Consider the following 17,277-nt stretch of genomic DNA (forward strand, 5'->3'; position numbering starts at 1 on the left):
CTTGCCACTCCCGAATCTCCACTCCCGAATCCCTGCTCCAGAGGAGCACGCCATGAGCACCATCGACTTCACTTCCTTCCTCAAGCTGATGGCGCATCAGAAGGCGTCGGATCTGTTCATCACCTCCGGCATGCCGCCGGCGATCAAGGTGCATGGCAAGATCAGCCCGATCACGCAGACGCCGTTGACCGCGCAGCAGAGTCGCGACCTGGTGTTGAACGTGATGACGCCCTCGCAGCGCGAGGAGTTCGAAAAGACCCACGAGTGCAATTTCGCCATCGGCGTGTCCGGGGTCGGGCGCTTCCGTGTCAGCTGCTTCTACCAGCGTAACCAGGTGGGCATGGTGCTGCGCCGGATCGAGACACGCATTCCCACCGTGGAAGAGCTGAGCCTGCCGCCGGTGATCAAGACGCTGGCGATGACCAAGCGCGGCATCATCATCTTCGTCGGCGCCACCGGTACCGGTAAGTCGACCTCGCTGGCGGCGATGATCGGCTACCGCAACCAGAATTCCACCGGGCACATCATCACCATCGAGGACCCGATCGAATTCGTGCACAAGCACGAGGGCTGCATCATCACCCAGCGCGAGGTCGGCATCGACACCGACAGCTGGGAAAACGCGCTGAAGAACACCCTGCGCCAGGCGCCGGACGTGATCATGATCGGCGAGGTGCGCACCCGCGAAGGCATGGACCACGCCATCGCCTTCGCCGAAACCGGCCACCTGGTGCTGTGCACGCTGCACGCCAACAACGCCAACCAGGCGATGGACCGCATCATCAACTTCTTCCCGGAAGACCGCCGCAACCAGCTGCTGATGGATTTGTCGCTCAACCTCAAGGGCGTGGTCGCGCAGCAGCTGATTCCGACCCCGGACGGGCGCGGCCGCCGCGTGGCGATGGAGATCATGCTGGGCACGCCACTGGTGCAGGACTACATCCGCGACGGCGAGATCCACAAGCTCAAGGAGATCATGAAGGAGTCCACCAACCTGGGCATGCGCACCTTCGATCAGAGCCTGTTCGAGCTCTACCAGGCCGGTGAAATCAGCTACGAGGACGCCTTGCGCTACGCCGATTCGCAGAACGAGGTGCGTTTGCGCATCAAGCTGTCGCAGGGCGGCGATGCCAAGACCCTGGCGCAGGGGCTGGATGGCGTGGAGATCGCCGAGGTTCGGTGAGGCCTTCGGACATAACGCAAGCCCCCGTTGCAGCCACCAGCAACGCGCACGCTGCCGCCGATCCGCTGGCGCAGCGCTGGGAGGACGAGCCGCTGGCGCTGCTGTTTGCACCGTCCAACTGGAAGCTGGTTGCGATGTTTGTCAGCACCTTCGGGGCTTACGGCGGCTACTGGTTCTACCGCAACTGGATCGCACTGCGGGCGATCACCGCGCGCCCGCGAATCTCGCCGGTGTGGCGGGCAGGGCTGGCGCCGCTGTGGGTGATGACCTGCTTCCGGCTGCTGGGAAACAGCATTGGACTGAAGGCGCGATCCGGGTGGATGTTCCAGCTGGCCGCCCTGGTCTTCATCGCCTTGTTGCTGCTGACGTTCTCCGAAAGGTCGCGCCCGTTCTTCCTGGTGCTGGGTTGGCTGCCGATCGCTGTGGTCAATCTGCGTCTGCGGCGCTTCAAGCGCGCGCAAGGCATCCCGGAATGGCGCCGCGAGCGCTTCACCGTGCTGAGTATTCTCTGGCTGCTCAGCGGCGGGCTGTTGTTTACGCTCAGCGCGCTTGCTGCGCTGGCGATTGCGCTGCTACAGCTGGCTCGCTAGAGCGCCGATCCGGCGTGGCGGACGGCAGGGCGCGGGTTGCCAGGTGACCGCGTTCACGGGCCTGTAGCGGACATGCTGCACCGCCGGTGGCGCGCAGTGCTCAGCGCCTGGTCCACACGGCGTGCCGGCTGTTCCGATACCGCCTGGCCCTTGCATGGCATTCGCCGTGGTTTCAGATGTAACCGGGGCGGCCGATAGTGTCTAATATCGCACCCCACTGCAGTGCCCCTGCCCGTGAGCCTTCCCGATTCCGATCTGCGTCCGGAGCAAGAGCCGTTGCCCGATGATGGCGCCGTGGTCACCTCCGGCCCGTTGACGCCACCACCGGATTCGGCCGGCACCCCGGCCGACGATCACGCGTATCACCACTCGGTGGCCGAGGATGTGCAGGGCATGGTGCTGGCCACCCTGGTGGCGTCGCTGGGTCTTGCGATCTTCGCCAAGGGTGGGTTGATGATCGGCGGCATGGCCGGTGTGGCGTTCTTGCTGCACTACGCGCTGGACTGGAATTTCGGCCTGGTGTTCGTGCTGGTCAACCTGCCGTTCTACTGGTTGAGCGTGCGCCGGATGGGCTGGGAATTCACCCTGAAGACCTTCACGGCGGTCGCTGCCTGCGGCGCGCTGACCAATCTGCTGCCGCGCTGGGCCGATTATGCGCATATGGACACCGCGTTTTCGGCCATTGTCGGCGGCGCGCTGTCCGGCCTTGGCATCCTGTTCTTCATCCGCCACCGCGGCAGCCTGGGCGGCATCGGCATCCTGGCCGTCTACCTGCAACGCGAGCGCGGCTGGAGCGCGGGGAAGGTGCAGATGAGCTTCGATGCGATGCTGATGCTGGTGGCGTTCTTCGTATTGAAGCCGGACAAGGTGCTGTATTCGGCGATCGGCGCATTGATGCTGAGCCTGGTGCTGATGTTCAATCACCGCCCGCATCGCTACATGGGCGTGTGATCTGCGCGCGTTCGGCGCGTAGTGCGCTGGTCGCTACCGTGGCCGTTGATTGCGCAGGCCGGCACGATGACGCGTGCCCGCCCGATCAGCATCGGCCAGGCGCTGCATCCGAGCCGCGTCTGCGCCGGCTCACGCGTGCTGCATCCATGCCGGTTTCAGCCTGGCGATCTTCCTGTAGACCGGGCACTGCGCGTGATGCGCGCCAGGCAGGTAGCCCAGGCTCATCAGGAATTCGCCGGTGATTTCGCCGCCGGTGAAGCGGAAGGTCTTCTTGAACAGTTTGATCCAGGCCGGCTTGTCCAGCGTGTGATGCGCGTCCAGCCATTGCGCGAAGCTGCCGTGCGAACGGCGTAGCGTCTGGATGACCTGCGCATTGTGGATGGCCGCCAGAATCTTCAGGCGATTGCGGATGATGCCGGCATCGCCCAGCAGGCGGTCGATCTCTGCATCGCCATAGGCCGCCACGGTATCCACGTCGAAGCCGTCGTAGGCCTGCCGGAAATTGGCGCGCTTGCGCAGGATGGTCTCCCAGCTCAGGCCGGCCTGGTTGATTTCCAGCACCAGGCGTTCGAACAACTCGCGTTCGTCGCGTTGCGGGAAGCCGTATTCGTGGTCGTGGTAATGGCCGTGCACCGGGTGGCCCGGGGCGATGCTGCAATAGCCGCTCATGGGGTGCGCTCCGGTCTGATGCCCTCTTCGCTCGGTTTGATGCTCATGCGCCTGTCGCCCGGCAGCACCAGGTCCGGCCAGCGGCTGGGACGTGCCTGCACCTGGCCGTCGCGCAGTGCCTCGCGTGCCAGGGTTTGGGTATCGCTGCTGCCGGAATAGAACCGGGTCGTGCCTGCCTGATACCAGCCGCCCTGGTTGCGCGCATACAGCACGCATGCGATCGAGTATTCGCCTTTGACATCGCAGAGCAGCACATCGGGCCGGCCGTCCTGGTCCAGGTCGTCGCTGCTGACGATGCAGCGGCTGTCGTTCTGCGTGCACTCTCCCCGATCCTGCAGGCGCGGCGCGGACGTCAGCAGATAGGTCCACCAATCGGCCGGCGGTTCGCTCTTGCCGGCAGCCACGGCGATCCGCTGGCGGATCTGCTCCAGGTCGGTCAGTTCCTTGTGCGTTGGCTCCTGGGGCTCTTCATCGTGGCCCCAGCGCGTGGTGCGCGCCAGCAGCCGTTCCAGCCGCTGCCTGCGCGCGGCATCACCGGCAAATGCCGGGCTCTGGCGCAACGACTGCACGGCCAGGTAGCCGCGGCGGCCATTGTCGAAACGCAGGAACTCCAGGTTCGCCTTCTCGCTCTCGGGCGTGCCGGTCGCCAGCCGCTGGATCTGGCTGTGCACGGTAATGCGGTAAGGATCCAGCAACGGGCTGTTGATCAGGATCGCCAGGCCGATCACCACCCACGACAACAGCATGTTGCCGCTGGCCAGGTGCGTCAGCCAGTGGCCCGCACGCGGCCGCAGCACCGCGAACGCATAGGCCAGGGCGTACGCCAGTGCCAGGGTCGCCAGCACGGCTGCGCAGAAGCGCTCGCCGGTCCAGCCATGCTGCGCAATGCGCAAAACCAGGGCGTAGGCGGCCAGCGCCGCGTGCAGGGGCAGGCTGAGCAGGCCGGCCTCGACCACCCGGCGCAGCCAGCGCGGATACGGCGGCTGTACGTCGCCATCGCGATAGACCGCATTGGTGAACAGCACCAGCCCGAACACCAGGCTCAGCAGGATCGTCGCCGCCGAACGGGTCTGCCAGAGCGCCTGCAGGCCGGTGAACGGAAGCACCAGCAAGAACAGCACGCTCACCGTGGCCAGCAGCGGCAGCAGGCCCGTGCACAGCGAGAACAGGATCTGCCGCATCACCTGCACGGCGCGGTGCTGGGTGCGCCCGATCAGGATGCCCAGCCCCGTCATCACGCCCGTGGCCAGATAGATGAAGGCCTGTTCGCGGAACAGCTCGCGAAAGACCATGATCCTCACCAGGGCGAACAGACTGGCCCACAACCACAGCACCATCCAGCACACCCAGACGAACAGCAGCGCCAGCGCAAGGGTCAACGCGTTCTGCCAGGCATGGTCGAACAGGGTGCGGTAGTCCGCCCGCCAGTGGCCGTGCTGCTGGCGATACTGCAACCAGGGCAGGGCGACGAACCACCCGACCGCGACGGTGAAGCCGAATGGCCACAGGACACTGGCGATCTGCAGGGCTGGTGCGCCGGTGGCGCTCCACGCCGCCCAGCTGCCCAGTGCGGCCAACACCAGCGTGGTGCCTGCCACGTGCTGCCACAGGCGGCGATCGCGCAGCTGCTGCAGGCTCAGCAGCAGCATGCTGGGCACTGTCATCACCAGGGTGTACCAGCAGATGCGCACGCCCAGTTCGGTGAACGGCCGCACGCCGTGCTGCGCGCCCAGGGCCGCCAGGTACAGCAGTCCGCCCTGCAACAGCGCGACCAGCACGATCAAGGCTCGGGTCTGGCGTGGCAGGGGCATCTCGGGGCCGAGGCTGTCGGTGCTGGGGAGGGTTTGCATGTACGGTCCATGTTCGCGGCAAGGGGCCAGTATGGCAGCGGCTCTGCGCGCGGCGAAACGAACGGCTAGAATGCGGCCATGTCCGTTTTACCCACGCCGCTGGCCAACCAACTGCTGATCGCGCTTCCGGCGCTGTCCGACCCCACGTTTTCCCGCAGTGTCGCGCTGATCTGCCAGCACGACGAGAACGGTGCGATGGGGGTGCTGGTGAATCGCCCGTCCGAGTACACCCTGGGCGAAGTGCTGTCGCAGATGGGGATCGAGACCGAAGACGCGCAGTTGTGCGAGCAGATCGTGCTCAGTGGCGGGCCGGTGCATCCGGAGCGCGGCTTCGTCATCCACGACGATGCGCGCGAATGGGATTCCAGCCTGGAAGTGGGGCAGGGCGTGTTCCTGACCACCTCGCGCGACATCCTCGAAGCCATGGCCGCCGGCGAAGGCCCGCGCAACGCGCTGGTGGCGCTGGGCTGTGCGGGCTGGGGAGCGGGGCAGCTGGAATTCGAGCTGGGCGAGAACAGCTGGCTGACCGCGCCTTCCGATGCCGACGTGCTGTTCGATACCGCCCTGGAAGATCGCTGGCAGGCTGCCGCCGGACGCATCGGGGTGGACCTGTTCCGGCTGACGGATTATTCCGGGCATGCCTGAGGCGGGCACCATCCGCCCCGATGGCACGGTGCTGGGCTTCGACGTGGGGTCGCGCCGGATCGGCGTGGCGGTCGGCACCGCGCTGGGTGCCGGCGCACGCGCGGTGGCGGTGGTCAACATGCACGCAAGCGGTCCGGACTGGGTGGCGCTGGATCGCGTGCACAGGGAATGGCGGCCCGACGGCCTGGTGGTCGGCGACCCGCTCACCCTGGACGACAAGGACCAGCCGGCGCGCAAGCGTGCCCATGCATTCGCCCGCCAGCTGCGCGAGCGCTACGCGCTGCCGGTGGTATTGATCGATGAGCGCTCCAGTTCGGTCGAAGCCGCGCAGCGTTTCGCGCGCGAGCGCGCCGATGGGCGCAAGCGTCGCCGCGATGCCGAGGCACTGGATGCGATGGCCGCGGCCGTGATCGTCGAACGCTGGTTGGCCGCGCCCGACCAGGCCACTCCTCTTCCCTGATTCCCGACCTGCGATGACCGCCATGCAACTCGATTCGGATGGACGTTTGCGTCACCTGCTCACCCTGGAAGGATTGCCGCGCGCCACGTTGCTGCAATTGCTCGATCGCGCAGGCCAGATCCGCGATGCCGCGGTGGGCCGCGTCGGCAAGCGCAGCGTGCTGGCCGGCACCGCGGTGTGCACGCTGTTCTTCGAGCCGTCCACGCGCACGCGCAGTTCGTTCCATCTCGCCGCGCAGCGCCTGGGCGCGGATGTCCTGAATTTCGATGCGTCCACCTCATCCACCCGCAAGGGCGAGACCGCGCGCGACACCCTGAAGAATCTCGAGGCCATGGGTGTGCGCGGGTTCGTGGTGCGCCACCCCGACGACGGCGCGGTGGAAGCGCTGGCCGCCGCCGCCGGCGAGGGCACCGCGCTGATCAATGCCGGCGACGGCCGCAGCGCGCACCCCACCCAGGGCCTGCTCGACATGCTTACCCTGCGCCAGGCCAAGGGCACCGATTTCTCCAGGCTCAAGGTCGTCATCGTGGGCGACGTGAAGCACTCGCGCGTGGCGCGTTCGGACCTGCATGCGCTGCGCACCCTGGGCGCTGGCGAGATCCGTGTCTGTGGCCCGGCGAGCCTGCTGCCCGATGACGACATGCTGGACGGCTGCGTGGTCGGCCAGGACTTCGACGCCATGCTGGAAGGCGCCGATGCGTTGATGATGCTGCGCCTGCAGCGCGAGCGCATGGAAGAGGGACTGGTGCCCTCGCTGGAGCAGTACCACACCGAATACGGCCTCACCCGCGAGCGCCTGGCGCGTGCCGGACGCGATGCGGCGGTACTGCATCCGGGCCCGATCAATCGCGGCGTGGAAATCACCGACGAGGTCGCCGATGGCGCGCAATCGTGCGTGCTGCGCCAGGTCGCCAACGGCGTGGCGGTGCGCATGGCGGTGCTGGAAACCCTGCTGGGCTGATGCCACCAGCAGAACGCCCGCGTCCGCCACCAGGCGGGCGCGGACGTGAAGCGATCCAGTCAGGTCGCGCGAATCGATACGGAAAGTGCGCGCCTGAGCGCTGCGTCATCGAGCCAAGTGCGCCGTGTCGCCTGCTATCAGTGCAGCTGAAATACCCACATTGGCAAATGAAGCGCCGCATCACCGTGTGCACTGTGTGCCAGGTGCAGCCACGCCGTTGCATCGTATCGACCGCATAAATCATGAAGCTCGCCATGCACGTGTGCTGCGCCAGATTTGCAGCAGTCTCTAGTGCGTCGCCGGTTGAGTGGCGAAGCAATAACGCAATAACGGCATTTCCGGATCACAGGTTTTCATTGCCGATGGCCCAGCGCGCGGCCAACAAACCCGACCCACGGCCCGCTCTTGCGATTCCCAAATCCCAAATCCCAAATCCCAGCACCACCACGTAACACCCGCTCCCCTATCGTGAGGTCCCTTTCATCGCAGGAGTCCGCAATGGGTATTTCGCGTCACGCCACCGCACACTGGGAAGGCGACCTCAAGACCGGCAAGGGTCAGCTCAGCACGCCGCAGAGCGGGCTGATGGACAACACCCGCTACGCCTTCAGCAGCCGCTTCGGCGACGAGAAGGGCACCAATCCGGAAGAGCTCATTGCCGCGGCGCACGCCGGCTGCTTCACCATGGCGCTGTCGGCGCAGCTGAGCGAAGCGGGCTTCCCGCCGGCCTCGCTGGATACGCGCGCCGACGTCGACCTGTCGATGGAAGGTGGCCCGCAGCTGTCGCAGATCCGCCTAAAACTCAAGGCCGTGGTGCCCGGCATCGACGAAGCCAAGTTTCGCGAGCTGGCCGATACCGCCAAGAAGAATTGTCCGGTGTCCAAGGCATTGAGCGCAGTGCCGATCAGTCTGGATACCGAATTCTCCAACTGACGCCTTGCGGGTGCATGGCGTTGGCGCACGCGCCGGCGCCATGCAGCTGGCGACAACCTGAATAGGACTTTTGACGGCCCGTCCGGTTCAGGGCGGTTTCACTGCCACGAGCCGAGCATCGGCAGCGTGTCCTCCCTGTGAAGCTGCCGCAATGAAAACTCTTGTGCTTGGTGCTCTGGTAATGGGTCTGGCCGTGGCGGGCAACGCAACGGCGCAGCGCTACGACAGCGGCTACCGCGACACCTATCGCGGCGGCTACGAGGACGGTCGCTACGAATACGCGCGCGTGGTACGCGTGGATCCGATCATCGTGTCGGACTCCTACAGCGAGCGCACCAACGAGCGCTGCTACAACCGTCCCTCCGATGGCTACTACACCAGTAACGACGGCTACTACCGCGACGGTGGCTATGGTGCGCCGAATGAGTCCAATCGCGGTGTCGCCAGCGTGATCGGCGGTATCGCCGGCGCGGTGCTGGGTAGCCAGGTGGGTGGCGGCAATGGACGTCTGGTCGGTACCGCGGTCGGCACCATGGCCGGCGTCGCGGCCGGTCGCTCGATCTATGAAGCCAATCACCGCACCTACCAGGGCAATGTCAGCGTCTGCGAGCCGGTGTCGTACCGCACCACGCGCGAACGCGTGGACGGCTATGACGTGACCTACGAATACGGCGGCCGCATGTATCACACACGCAGCGACTACAACCCGGGCGACCGGATCCGCGTGCGCGTGGATGTACGCCCCGACTGATTGACTGCATCTGGACCGTTTGTAAAAAACGCTGCGGGAGACCGCAGCGTTTTTTTGTGTTGGAAGCCATGCAGTAAGCGAGCGTTGTGCGATCGTGCCCGATGGCACGGCGCATGCGAAAGACTGCAAAAATTTCTGGATTCGATAGCCAAACGCAGGCGCGCCGCGCGTGGGATGGCGATCGGGCTGAGCTCCAGCGCAGAAGAATTTTGATCGGGTTTGCTTTTGAACCAGCCGTCTCGGATTTGGCGCAGACAGTGACGCCGCAGCCCTGCAGCCCACAGCGCTCAACTCCAGTCCAAGGTCCCGCGAATCACCGTCTGCACCTGGCCGCCGGACCACACATCGCCGCCTGCGTCGATACGCAGCTCCAGCAATGCATCGAAGCCGATTTCGCGGCCCTGGCTGACCACATAGCGGCGGCCGCTGCCGGGCAGCGCATGGCGGCTGTCCAGCCATGCGGCCAGCACGGCATTGGCCGCGCCGGAGGCGGCGTCCTCGAAGCGCCGTCCGTTGCCGACAAAGGCGCGCACGGCCAGGTCGTAACTGCCTGCGGTCGCGGCGCGCGCATAGGCGAACACGCCCATGCTGCCGGTGGATTCGGCCAATGCGGCGATTGCGTCCCAATCCGGTTGCAGGCTGCGCAAGGCAGCTTCGCTGGCCAGTTCCACTACCCACCAGGTGCGGCCGCCGTCCATCAGCGCGGGTGGCAGGCTGCCTAGCGGCCAGCCATGCAGCACGGCGTGCAGACGTGGGTCGTCGGCGGCGACCTGTTCGGCGATGCGGGCACGCGGCGTACGGATGGCGATGCTGCGGTGGCCATCGATCTGCTCCACCCGCAGCGGCAACTGCCCGGCGATGCCGTCCTGCACCAGCAGACCGTCGTCCGGCGCGGCCAGCCCGGCGTCGAGCACTGCATGCGCCGTGCCCACGCTGGGGTGGCCGGCGAACGGGACTTCTTTTTGCGGCGAGAACATGCGCAACCGGTAACTGCTGTGCGCATCGGCCGCAGGGAACACGAAGGTGGTCTCCGGCAGCTTGGTCCAGCGCGCGATCGCCTGCATCGCCGCATCGTCCAGCCCCTGCGCATCCAGCACCACTGCCAGCGGGTTGCCGCTGCCGGGGCGGGCGGAGAACACATCCAGTTGCAGGAAACGGCGGGTGGTCATGAGGGGCGATCCGCGGGCAGGGCGCGCAGCTTACCAATCGATGCGGCCGTCGATCACCTGCAGCGTCGTTCCGCCGATCCAAACCTCGCCCTGCGCGTCCAGCTCCACCTGGATGCGTCCATCGCGGCCGACCTCACGGCCCTGGCTGGCGACATAGCGCGAACCCTCGCCCGGCAGGCGTCCCTCGCCGTGCAGGCGTGCGGCGATGCAGGCATTGGCGCTGCCGGTGACCGGGTCTTCCGGGATGCCATCGCCGGGGCAGAACGCGCGCACGACCAGGTCTTCGTCGCCGCCATCGACGGGCGCGTAGATGGCCAGCCCGGTGGCCGCACTGGCCTGGGTCAGACGCGTGATGGCGGCAAGATCGGGCAGTGCCTGACGCACCGCGTCGGCATCGGCCAGTTCCAGCAGCCACCAGTTGGGGCCGTTGTTCCACAGCGCCGCCGGATGCGGGGCCGTACGCAACCCGGCGCAGGCGGCCTGCACGGCCGCCGTGTGGTGATCCCCGGTCGCCACCAGGCGCGCGCGCGGGGCGCGCAGCCGGACCTGCAATGCGCCGTGCCGGTCGAATACCTCCACCGGCAGCACGCCGGCCGCGCATTGCTGGCGCAGGCGGCCGTCGGCCTTGAAGCTGGTTAACCCGTGCGTCGCCGCTGCCCACGCCGCACCCACGCTGGGGTGGCCGGCAAACGGCAACTCCGCGCGCGGGGTGAAGATGCGGATGTGGTAATCGGCGTCCGGCACGCTGACCGGCAGGAAAAAGATCGTCTCCGACAGGTTCAGCCATGCGGCGATCTGCTGCATCTGTTCGCCCGACAGCGCACCCGCGTCGAACACCACGCCCAGCGGATTGCCGGAGCCGGTGCGGCTGGCAAAGACGTCCAGTTGCAGGTAGCGGTGCTTGCTCATCTGTGTGCGGTCTCGGGTCAGGCGTTCATGCGGATGGTTGCAGCGCAAACCGTTGCGGTGCGGCGCTATCACACCGGGGACTGCGACCACTGACGAGGTCATGCAAGGGATATTGGCAGTAGAATCGGGGGTTCCGCCCGGCATACCGGCTTTTCCCCCAATCCTAAACGCCTATTCCATGTCAGCTTCCCACTCTACCGATCGTTGGATCGTCCTCAAGTTCGGCGGCACTTCGGTGTCGCGTCGTCATCGCTGGGACACGATTGGAAAACTGGCGGGCAAACGGGCGAAGGAAACCGGCGGCCGCGTGCTGGTGGTGGTGTCTGCACTGTCGGGCGTGACCAACGAGCTCACTGCCATTGCCGATGGCGCCGCCGACAGCGCGCAGCGCGTGGCCGCGCTGGAACAGCGTCATCGCGAGTTCGTTGCCGAGCTCGAACTCGATGCAGACGCGGTGCTGGGCGAGCGGCTGGCCGCGTTGCACGCCTTGCTTGCCGATGCGCGTGCCGCAACGCGCACGCTGGATTGGCAGGCCGAGGTGCTGGGGCAGGGCGAGTTGCTGTCCTCCACCATCGGTGCGGCGTATCTGCATGCCAGCGGCCTGGACATGGGCTGGCTGGACGCGCGGCAGTGGCTGTCGGCGTTGCCGCCGCAGCCCAATCAGAGCGAATGGTCAAAGCGCCTGTCGGTATCCTGCCAGTGGCAAGCGGATGCGGACTGGCGCGCGCGTTTCGATGCGCAGCCCACGCGCCTGCTGATCACGCAAGGCTTCATCGCGCGGCACGCCGACGGCGGCACCGCGATCCTGGGCCGTGGCGGTTCGGACACCTCGGCGGCGTACTTCGGCGTACTGCTCGGCGCCAGCCGCGTGGAGATCTGGACCGACGTGCCCGGCATGTTCAGCGCCAATCCGAAGGACGTGCCGGACGCGCGCCTGCTGACCCGGCTGGACTATTACGAAGCGCAGGAAATCGCCACCACTGGTGCCAAGGTGTTGCATCCGCGCTCGATCAAGCCGTGCCGCGATTCCGGCGTGCCGATGGCGATCCTGGATACCGAACGCCCCGATCTGCCCGGCACCAGCATCGACGGCAGCGCCGAGCCGGTGCCCGGGGTCAAGGCGATCAGCCGCCGCAACGGCATCGTGCTGGTGTCGATGGAAGGCATCGGCATGTGGCAGCAGGTGGGCTTCCTGGCCGATGTATTCGCGCTGTTCAAGAAGCACGGCCTGTCGGTGGACCTGATCGGCTCGGCCGAGACCAATGTCACCGTGTCGCTGGATCCCTCGGAAAACCTGGTCAATACCGACGTGCTGGCGGCGCTGTCGGCGGATCTGTCGCAGATCTGCAAGGTCAAGATCATCGTTCCCTGCGCGGCCATCACCCTGGTCGGACGCGGCATGCGCTCGCTGCTGCACAAGCTCTCCGACGTGTGGGCCACGTTCGGGCAGGAACGTGTGCACATGATTTCGCAGTCCTCCAACGACTTGAACCTGACCTTCGTCATCGATGAAGCCGATGCCGATGGCCTGCTGCCGATCCTGCACGCGGCGCTGATCGACAGCGGTGCGATGCCGGTCAGCGAAGGCGAGGTGTTCGGCCCGCGCTGGCGGCAGATCATCGGCTCGGTGCGTGCGCGCCCGACCCCGTGGTGGCATGCCGAGCGCAGCCATCTGCTGTCGCTGGCCAAGGCCGGCACCCCGCGCTACGTCTATCACCTGCCGACGGTGCGCGCGCGTGCGCATGCGCTGGGCCAGATCGCGGCGGTGGATCAGCGCTATTACGCGATCAAGGCCAACGCGCACCCGGCGATCCTGATGGCGCTGGAGCAGGCCGGCTTCGGGCTGGAATGCGTCTCGCACGGCGAACTGCGTCGCGTCTTCCAGACGCTGCCCGAGTTGTCGCCGCGCCGCGTGCTGTTCACGCCGAGCTTTGCGCCCAGGGCCGAGTACGAAGCGGCGTTCGCGCTGGGGGTGACCGTCACCGTGGACAACGTCGAGGCGCTGCGCAACTGGCCGGAGGTCTTCCGTGGCCGCAACGTATGGCTGCGTATCGACCTGGGCCATGGCGATGGCCACCACGAGAAGGTCAACACCGGCGGCAAGGCGTCCAAGTTCGGCCTGTCGTCCACGCGCGTGGACGAGTTCGTGGAGGCCGCGCGCCTGCTCGATGTCACCATCACCGGCGTGCATGCGCACCTGGGCAGTGGCGTGGAGACCGGCGAGCACTGGCGGATGATGTACGACGAACTGGCCGGCTTCGCGCGCCGCATCGGCACGGTGGAGACCATCGATATCGGTGGTGGCCTGCCGATTCCCTATAGCGCCGAGGATGAGCCGTTCGATCTGGAGGTGTGGGCCAAGGGCCTGGCCGAGGTCAAGGCCGTGCACCCCGGCTACCGCCTGGCGATCGAGCCGGGCCGCTACCTGGTGGCCGAGGCCGGCGTGCTGCTGGCCCAGGTCACCCAGGTGATCGAAAAAGATGGCGTGCAGCGCGTCGGGCTGGATGCGGGCATGAACAGCTTGATCCGCCCGGCGCTGTACGACGCCTGGCACGATATCGAAAACCTCAGCCGGCTCGATGCACCGGCCGATGGCAGCTTCGATATTGTTGGGCCGATCTGCGAATCCTCGGACGTGTTCGGCAAGCGTCGCCGGCTGCCGGCCACCACCGCACCGGGCGATGTGATGCTGGTCGCCGACGCCGGCGCATACGGCTATTCGATGGCCAGCACCTACAACCAGCGCGAGTTGCCGCGCGAAGAGGTCATCGATGCGGCCGCTGGCTGAGTTCGTGGCGCTCAGCACGCTGGCAGGCGCTGCGTCGATGGCGATGTCCACTGCCATCGACATGGCCGGTCTGCGCATGCCCTGGACCGACAGCCTGAAGTGGGTGCTGCCTGCAGTGCTTGCCGCCGGCACCGGCGCATGGTGGTCCGGCCGCCGGCAGCAGCGTCGCCAGGCGCGCACCCCGGCACGGCAGGCCGGCGGCATGGCGCTGCGCACGGTGCTGTTGAGCGGGCTCGGCTATCTGCCGGCACTGTTGGTGTACCTGCTGGTAGCGCTGGCGGTGAGCGGCGATGCCAAGGTGATCGGCTCACAGCCCATGCTGCTGTTGTTCGCGGTCGGCTGCCTGCCGCTGCTGTGGGCCGCGGTGCCGTTTTCCATGATTGAATATGTCCTGTGCCGACGTTATCTGCGTCGTTTGCACGTTCCTGCAGGTAGTCCATGAGCGCTTTCGACAAACACCAGATCTCCACATTCCGTTTCGTGCGCTGCGCGCTCGACGCGCAGACCGGCGTGGCGACGCTGGTGTATGCCTTCGACCGGGGCCCGGAACTGGTGGAAACCGTCGCCATACCGGGCGCACCGTTCGTGCTGGAGGGCGCGCACGCCGCGGCCGTGCAACAGGCCCTGCGCCTGCTGCACCTGATCGCGGGCGTGAGTTACTACAAGGCCGCGGTGCCGCCGACCATCGCCATCGACAGCTACGGCATCGATGCGGACACCGCCGCCCTGGTGGAAAGCGTGTATCTGCACGGCCTGGGCGAATTCGCCTACCGCAATGGCTTGAACCTGCACGGCAAGATCACCTTTCCGGTGGCTGCGCAGGCCGCTGCCGAGGCGTCTGCGTTGGGCTTGCGCGAGCATGCCTTGGTCGCCATCGGCGGCGGCAAGGATTCGCTGGTCAGCATCGAGGCACTGCGCCAGGCCGGCGTCGACCAGACCGTGAGCTGGATCGGCGGCTCGCAGCTCATCCGCGCCTGCGCCGAGCGCACCGGCCTGCCGATGCTCAACATCGGCCGTGTGCTGGCGCCGGAGCTGTTCGAACTCAATCGCCAGGGCGCCTGGAATGGGCATATCCCGGTGACTGCAGTGAACTCGGCCATCCTGGTGCTGTCGGCGCTGCTGACCGGTGTGGACCAGGTGGTGTTCTCCAACGAGCGCTCGGCCAGCTACGGCAGCCAGATTCCGGGGACCGGCGAGGTCAATCACCAGTGGTCCAAGGGCTGGGCGTTCGAACATGCTTTCGGCGAGTACGTGCAGCGGCACGTGGCCGCCGATCTGCGCTACTACTCGTTGCTGCGGCCGTTGTCGGAGCTGGCGGTGGCGCGGCAGTTCGCCAAAACCGATCACTACGACGCGCATTTTTCCAGCTGCAACCGCAACTTCCACATCATGGGCGAGCGCCCGGTGCACCGCTGGTGCGGGGTGTGCCCGAAGTGCCACTTCGTGTTCCTGGCGCTGGCCCCGTTCATGCCGAAGACGCGGCTGGTGGGGATCTTCGGGCGCAATCTGCTCGACGATGCCGCGCAGGCCGGCGGCTACGACGCGCTGCTGGAATTCCAGGACCACAAGCCGTTCGAATGCGTGGGCGAAGGCCGTGAGTCGCGCGCGGCGATGGCGCTGCTGGCAACGCGTGCGGAGTGGAAGGAAGACGCGCTGGTGATGCGTTTCATCCGGCAGATCCAACCGCAACTGGACCCGCAGGAGTTGCAGCTGGAGCCGTTGATGGCCCTCGATGGCGAGCACCGCATCCCGGCGGCGCTGTGGGAGCGCGTGCGTGCGAATTTCGCAGCTTGAGGGCAGGGCGGTTGCGTTATGGGGGTGGGGGCGCGAGGGGCGTGCGGCGTATCGCGCGTTGCGCAGCGCGCTGCCTGCCCAGCCGCTGACGGTGTTCTGCAATGCCGAGGAGGCGCGCGAGGTCGCGGCGCTGGACGATGCGGCATTGCATGTTGCAACCGACGCCAGCGCGCAGGCGCTGGGCCGGTTCGAGATCGTGCTGAAGTCGCCCGGCATCAGCCCGTATCGCGCCGAGGCGCTGGCCGCCGCCGCGCAGGGCACGCAGTTCATCGGCGGCACCGCGCTGTGGTTTGCCGAGCATGCGCAGGCCAGCGGCGATGTGCCCGGCGCGATCTGCATCACCGGTACCAAGGGCAAGAGCACCACCACCGCGCTGTTGGCGCACCTGCTGCGCAGCGCAGGGCAGCGGACCGCGCTGGTCGGCAATATCGGCCAGCCCCTGCTGGAAGTGCTGGCACCACAGCCGCCACCGGCCTACTGGGCGATCGAGTTGTCCAGCTACCAGACTGGCGAGGTCGCGCGCAGCGGTGCGCGCCCGCAACTGGCGCTGGTGCTGAACCTGTTTCCCGAACATCTGGACTGGCACGGCGATGAGGCGCGCTACGTGCGCGACAAGTTGTCGCTGGTCACCGAAGGCCGCCCGCGGATCGCCCTGCTCAACGCGGCAGACCCGCTGTTGCGCGGCCTGCAGTTGCCCGATAGCGACGTGCGCTGGTTCAATCATCCCGACGGCTGGCATCTGCGCGGCGAGGTGGTGTATCGCGGCGAGCAGGCCATCTTCGATACCGCCAACGTGCCGCTGCCCGGTGAGCACAACCGCCGCAATCTGTGCGCGGTGCTGGCCGCAGTGGAAGCGCTGGGGCTGGATGCCGCGGCACTCGCGCCGGCCGCGTCGAGTTTTCGCCCCTTGCCCAACCGGCTGCAGTTGCTGGGCAGCGTGGACGGCATCAGCTACGTCAACGATTCGATCAGCACCACACCGCATGCCTCGCTGGCCGCGCTGGCCTGCTTCGCGCAGCAGCGCGTAGCCTTGCTGGTCGGTGGGCATGACCGCGGGCTGGATTGGCAGGATTTTGCCGAGCACATGGCGCAGCAGGCACCGCTGGAAATCGTCACCATGGGTGCCAATGGCCCGCGCATCCACGCCTTGCTGGCACCGGTTGCCGCGTCGGGGCATTTCGGCCTGCATGCCGCCAACGATCTGCAGCACGCGATGCAGCTGGCACGCGACGCGTTGGGCGAACAGGGCGGCGTGGTGCTGCTGTCGCCGGGCGCACCCAGCTTCGGCGCCTATAGCGACTACGTGGCACGCGGTCGGCATTTCGCCCAGCTGGCCGGGTTCGACCCGGCGGCGATCAGCGCGATTCCGGGCTTGGGCGTGCAGTAGTCAGGCGTTGCCGGCCGCACTGCGACGGCAATCGGCTGCTGGCAGCGGTGGAAGGTGCGAGTCGATCTTGCGCAGTTGGACGCGTTCGGTCTGGCTGCTGTCGATGGAACTCCTCGACAGGTGCGCGATAAGAGGTTTTGCAAGAGACTGGCGCTGGATCAGGATGCCCGTGCTTGCCTTCTCCCACCGGGACATTGTCCTCCTTCATGGAGGAGAAAGTGGCGCGCAGCGCCGGAT

Annotated in this window: 17 protein-coding genes; 12 read left to right on the plus strand and 5 right to left on the minus strand. The window is 66.8% G+C overall.

The features are described from left to right. The first annotated feature begins 52 nt into the window (after window positions 1-52). From ACCQ05_RS07120 to ACCQ05_RS07130, 3 genes are all read left to right on the plus strand, one after another. On the plus strand, window positions 53-1,183 hold the full coding sequence (locus ACCQ05_RS07120; protein ID WP_029218821.1) for a PilT/PilU family type 4a pilus ATPase: 1,131 nt from the start codon (window positions 53-55) through the stop codon (window positions 1,181-1,183). Then, window positions 1,180-1,773 (plus strand): MFS transporter permease, encoded by a 594-nt coding sequence (locus tag ACCQ05_RS07125; protein ID WP_372393351.1) that lies wholly within the window; start codon window positions 1,180-1,182, stop codon window positions 1,771-1,773. Before ACCQ05_RS07120 ends, ACCQ05_RS07125 begins: the two co-directional genes overlap by 4 nt. 276 nt (window positions 1,774-2,049) lie before the next feature. Continuing rightward, window positions 2,050-2,724 carry a YitT family protein gene (locus ACCQ05_RS07130; RefSeq protein WP_228962871.1) on the plus strand — a complete coding sequence of 225 codons (675 nt, stop codon included), beginning with the start codon at window positions 2,050-2,052 and terminating at the stop codon, window positions 2,722-2,724. Window positions 2,725-2,853: 129 nt separating this feature from the next. Here the strand turns inward: ACCQ05_RS07130 and ACCQ05_RS07135 are convergent, their stop codons facing one another. Both ACCQ05_RS07135 and ACCQ05_RS07140 read right to left on the minus strand, forming a co-directional pair. Continuing rightward, window positions 2,854-3,393 (minus strand): DNA-3-methyladenine glycosylase I, encoded by a 540-nt coding sequence (locus tag ACCQ05_RS07135; protein WP_228962845.1) that lies wholly within the window; start codon window positions 3,391-3,393, stop codon window positions 2,854-2,856. Then, window positions 3,390-5,243 (minus strand): DUF4153 domain-containing protein, encoded by a 1,854-nt coding sequence (locus tag ACCQ05_RS07140; protein WP_372393352.1) that lies wholly within the window; start codon window positions 5,241-5,243, stop codon window positions 3,390-3,392. Before ACCQ05_RS07140 ends, ACCQ05_RS07135 begins: the two co-directional genes overlap by 4 nt. Window positions 5,244-5,321: 78 nt before the next feature. Between ACCQ05_RS07140 and ACCQ05_RS07145 the strand changes: the two genes are divergently transcribed. The 5 genes from ACCQ05_RS07145 to ACCQ05_RS07165 all read left to right on the plus strand — a co-directional run bounded on the left by ACCQ05_RS07145 (window position 5,322) and on the right by ACCQ05_RS07165 (window position 8,993). After that, window positions 5,322-5,888 (plus strand): YqgE/AlgH family protein, encoded by a 567-nt coding sequence (locus ACCQ05_RS07145; protein ID WP_372393353.1) that lies wholly within the window; start codon window positions 5,322-5,324, stop codon window positions 5,886-5,888. Then, a complete protein-coding gene (gene ruvX / locus ACCQ05_RS07150; RefSeq protein WP_372393354.1) occupies window positions 5,881-6,348 on the plus strand; it encodes a Holliday junction resolvase RuvX in 468 nt (155 codons plus the stop codon). The genes ACCQ05_RS07145 and ruvX overlap by 8 nt, the downstream gene beginning before the upstream one ends. Window positions 6,349-6,361: 13 nt before the next feature. Continuing rightward, window positions 6,362-7,309 (plus strand): aspartate carbamoyltransferase catalytic subunit, encoded by a 948-nt coding sequence (locus ACCQ05_RS07155; RefSeq protein WP_104543523.1) that lies wholly within the window; start codon window positions 6,362-6,364, stop codon window positions 7,307-7,309. 498 nt (window positions 7,310-7,807) lie between these two features. Beyond that, window positions 7,808-8,242: an OsmC family protein gene (locus ACCQ05_RS07160; protein WP_064507262.1), complete on the plus strand. Its 435-nt coding sequence runs from the start codon at window positions 7,808-7,810 to the stop codon at window positions 8,240-8,242. 151 nt (window positions 8,243-8,393) lie between these two features. Next, entirely contained in the window at window positions 8,394-8,993 is a 600-nt protein-coding gene (locus ACCQ05_RS07165; RefSeq protein ID WP_372393355.1) for a glycine zipper 2TM domain-containing protein, read from the plus strand. A 287-nt stretch (window positions 8,994-9,280) separates the two neighbouring features. On the opposite strand, the gene ACCQ05_RS07170 is transcribed toward ACCQ05_RS07165, so the two are convergent. Further along, the gene (locus tag ACCQ05_RS07170) at window positions 9,281-10,162 is read right to left on the minus strand and encodes a PhzF family phenazine biosynthesis protein (protein ID WP_104543527.1); all 882 of its coding nucleotides are present in this window, start codon (window positions 10,160-10,162) and stop codon (window positions 9,281-9,283) included. Between the two features lie 30 nt (window positions 10,163-10,192). Beyond that, a complete protein-coding gene (locus ACCQ05_RS07175) occupies window positions 10,193-11,071 on the minus strand; it encodes a PhzF family phenazine biosynthesis protein (RefSeq protein ID WP_372393356.1) in 879 nt (292 codons plus the stop codon). Between the two features lie 178 nt (window positions 11,072-11,249). On the opposite strand from ACCQ05_RS07175, the gene ACCQ05_RS07180 reads away from it, so the two are divergent. Genes ACCQ05_RS07180 through murD form a run of 4 tightly spaced genes read left to right on the plus strand, consistent with a single transcriptional unit; the run spans window position 11,250 to window position 17,040 of the window. Beyond that, a complete protein-coding gene (locus ACCQ05_RS07180; RefSeq protein ID WP_372393357.1) occupies window positions 11,250-13,859 on the plus strand; it encodes a bifunctional aspartate kinase/diaminopimelate decarboxylase in 2,610 nt (869 codons plus the stop codon). Beyond that, on the plus strand, window positions 13,843-14,301 hold the full coding sequence (locus ACCQ05_RS07185) for a hypothetical protein (protein ID WP_372393358.1): 459 nt from the start codon (window positions 13,843-13,845) through the stop codon (window positions 14,299-14,301). Before ACCQ05_RS07180 ends, ACCQ05_RS07185 begins: the two co-directional genes overlap by 17 nt. Next, entirely contained in the window at window positions 14,298-15,653 is a 1,356-nt protein-coding gene (murL, locus tag ACCQ05_RS07190; RefSeq protein ID WP_372393359.1) for a UDP-N-acetyl-alpha-D-muramoyl-L-alanyl-L-glutamate epimerase, read from the plus strand. The genes ACCQ05_RS07185 and murL overlap by 4 nt, the downstream gene beginning before the upstream one ends. Continuing rightward, on the plus strand, window positions 15,634-17,040 hold the full coding sequence (murD, locus tag ACCQ05_RS07195; RefSeq protein ID WP_372393360.1) for a UDP-N-acetylmuramoyl-L-alanine--D-glutamate ligase: 1,407 nt from the start codon (window positions 15,634-15,636) through the stop codon (window positions 17,038-17,040). The genes murL and murD overlap by 20 nt, the downstream gene beginning before the upstream one ends. On the opposite strand, the gene ACCQ05_RS07200 is transcribed toward murD, so the two are convergent. Continuing rightward, window positions 17,041-17,235, minus strand: a complete 195-nt coding sequence (locus ACCQ05_RS07200) for a hypothetical protein (protein ID WP_372393361.1) — start codon at window positions 17,233-17,235, stop codon at window positions 17,041-17,043. Window positions 17,236-17,277: the final 42 nt, after the last annotated feature.

Source organism: Xanthomonas sp. NCPPB 3582 (assembly GCF_041475735.2).
In the GTDB taxonomy this organism is placed as follows: Bacteria; Pseudomonadota; Gammaproteobacteria; order Xanthomonadales; family Xanthomonadaceae; genus Xanthomonas; species Xanthomonas codiaei.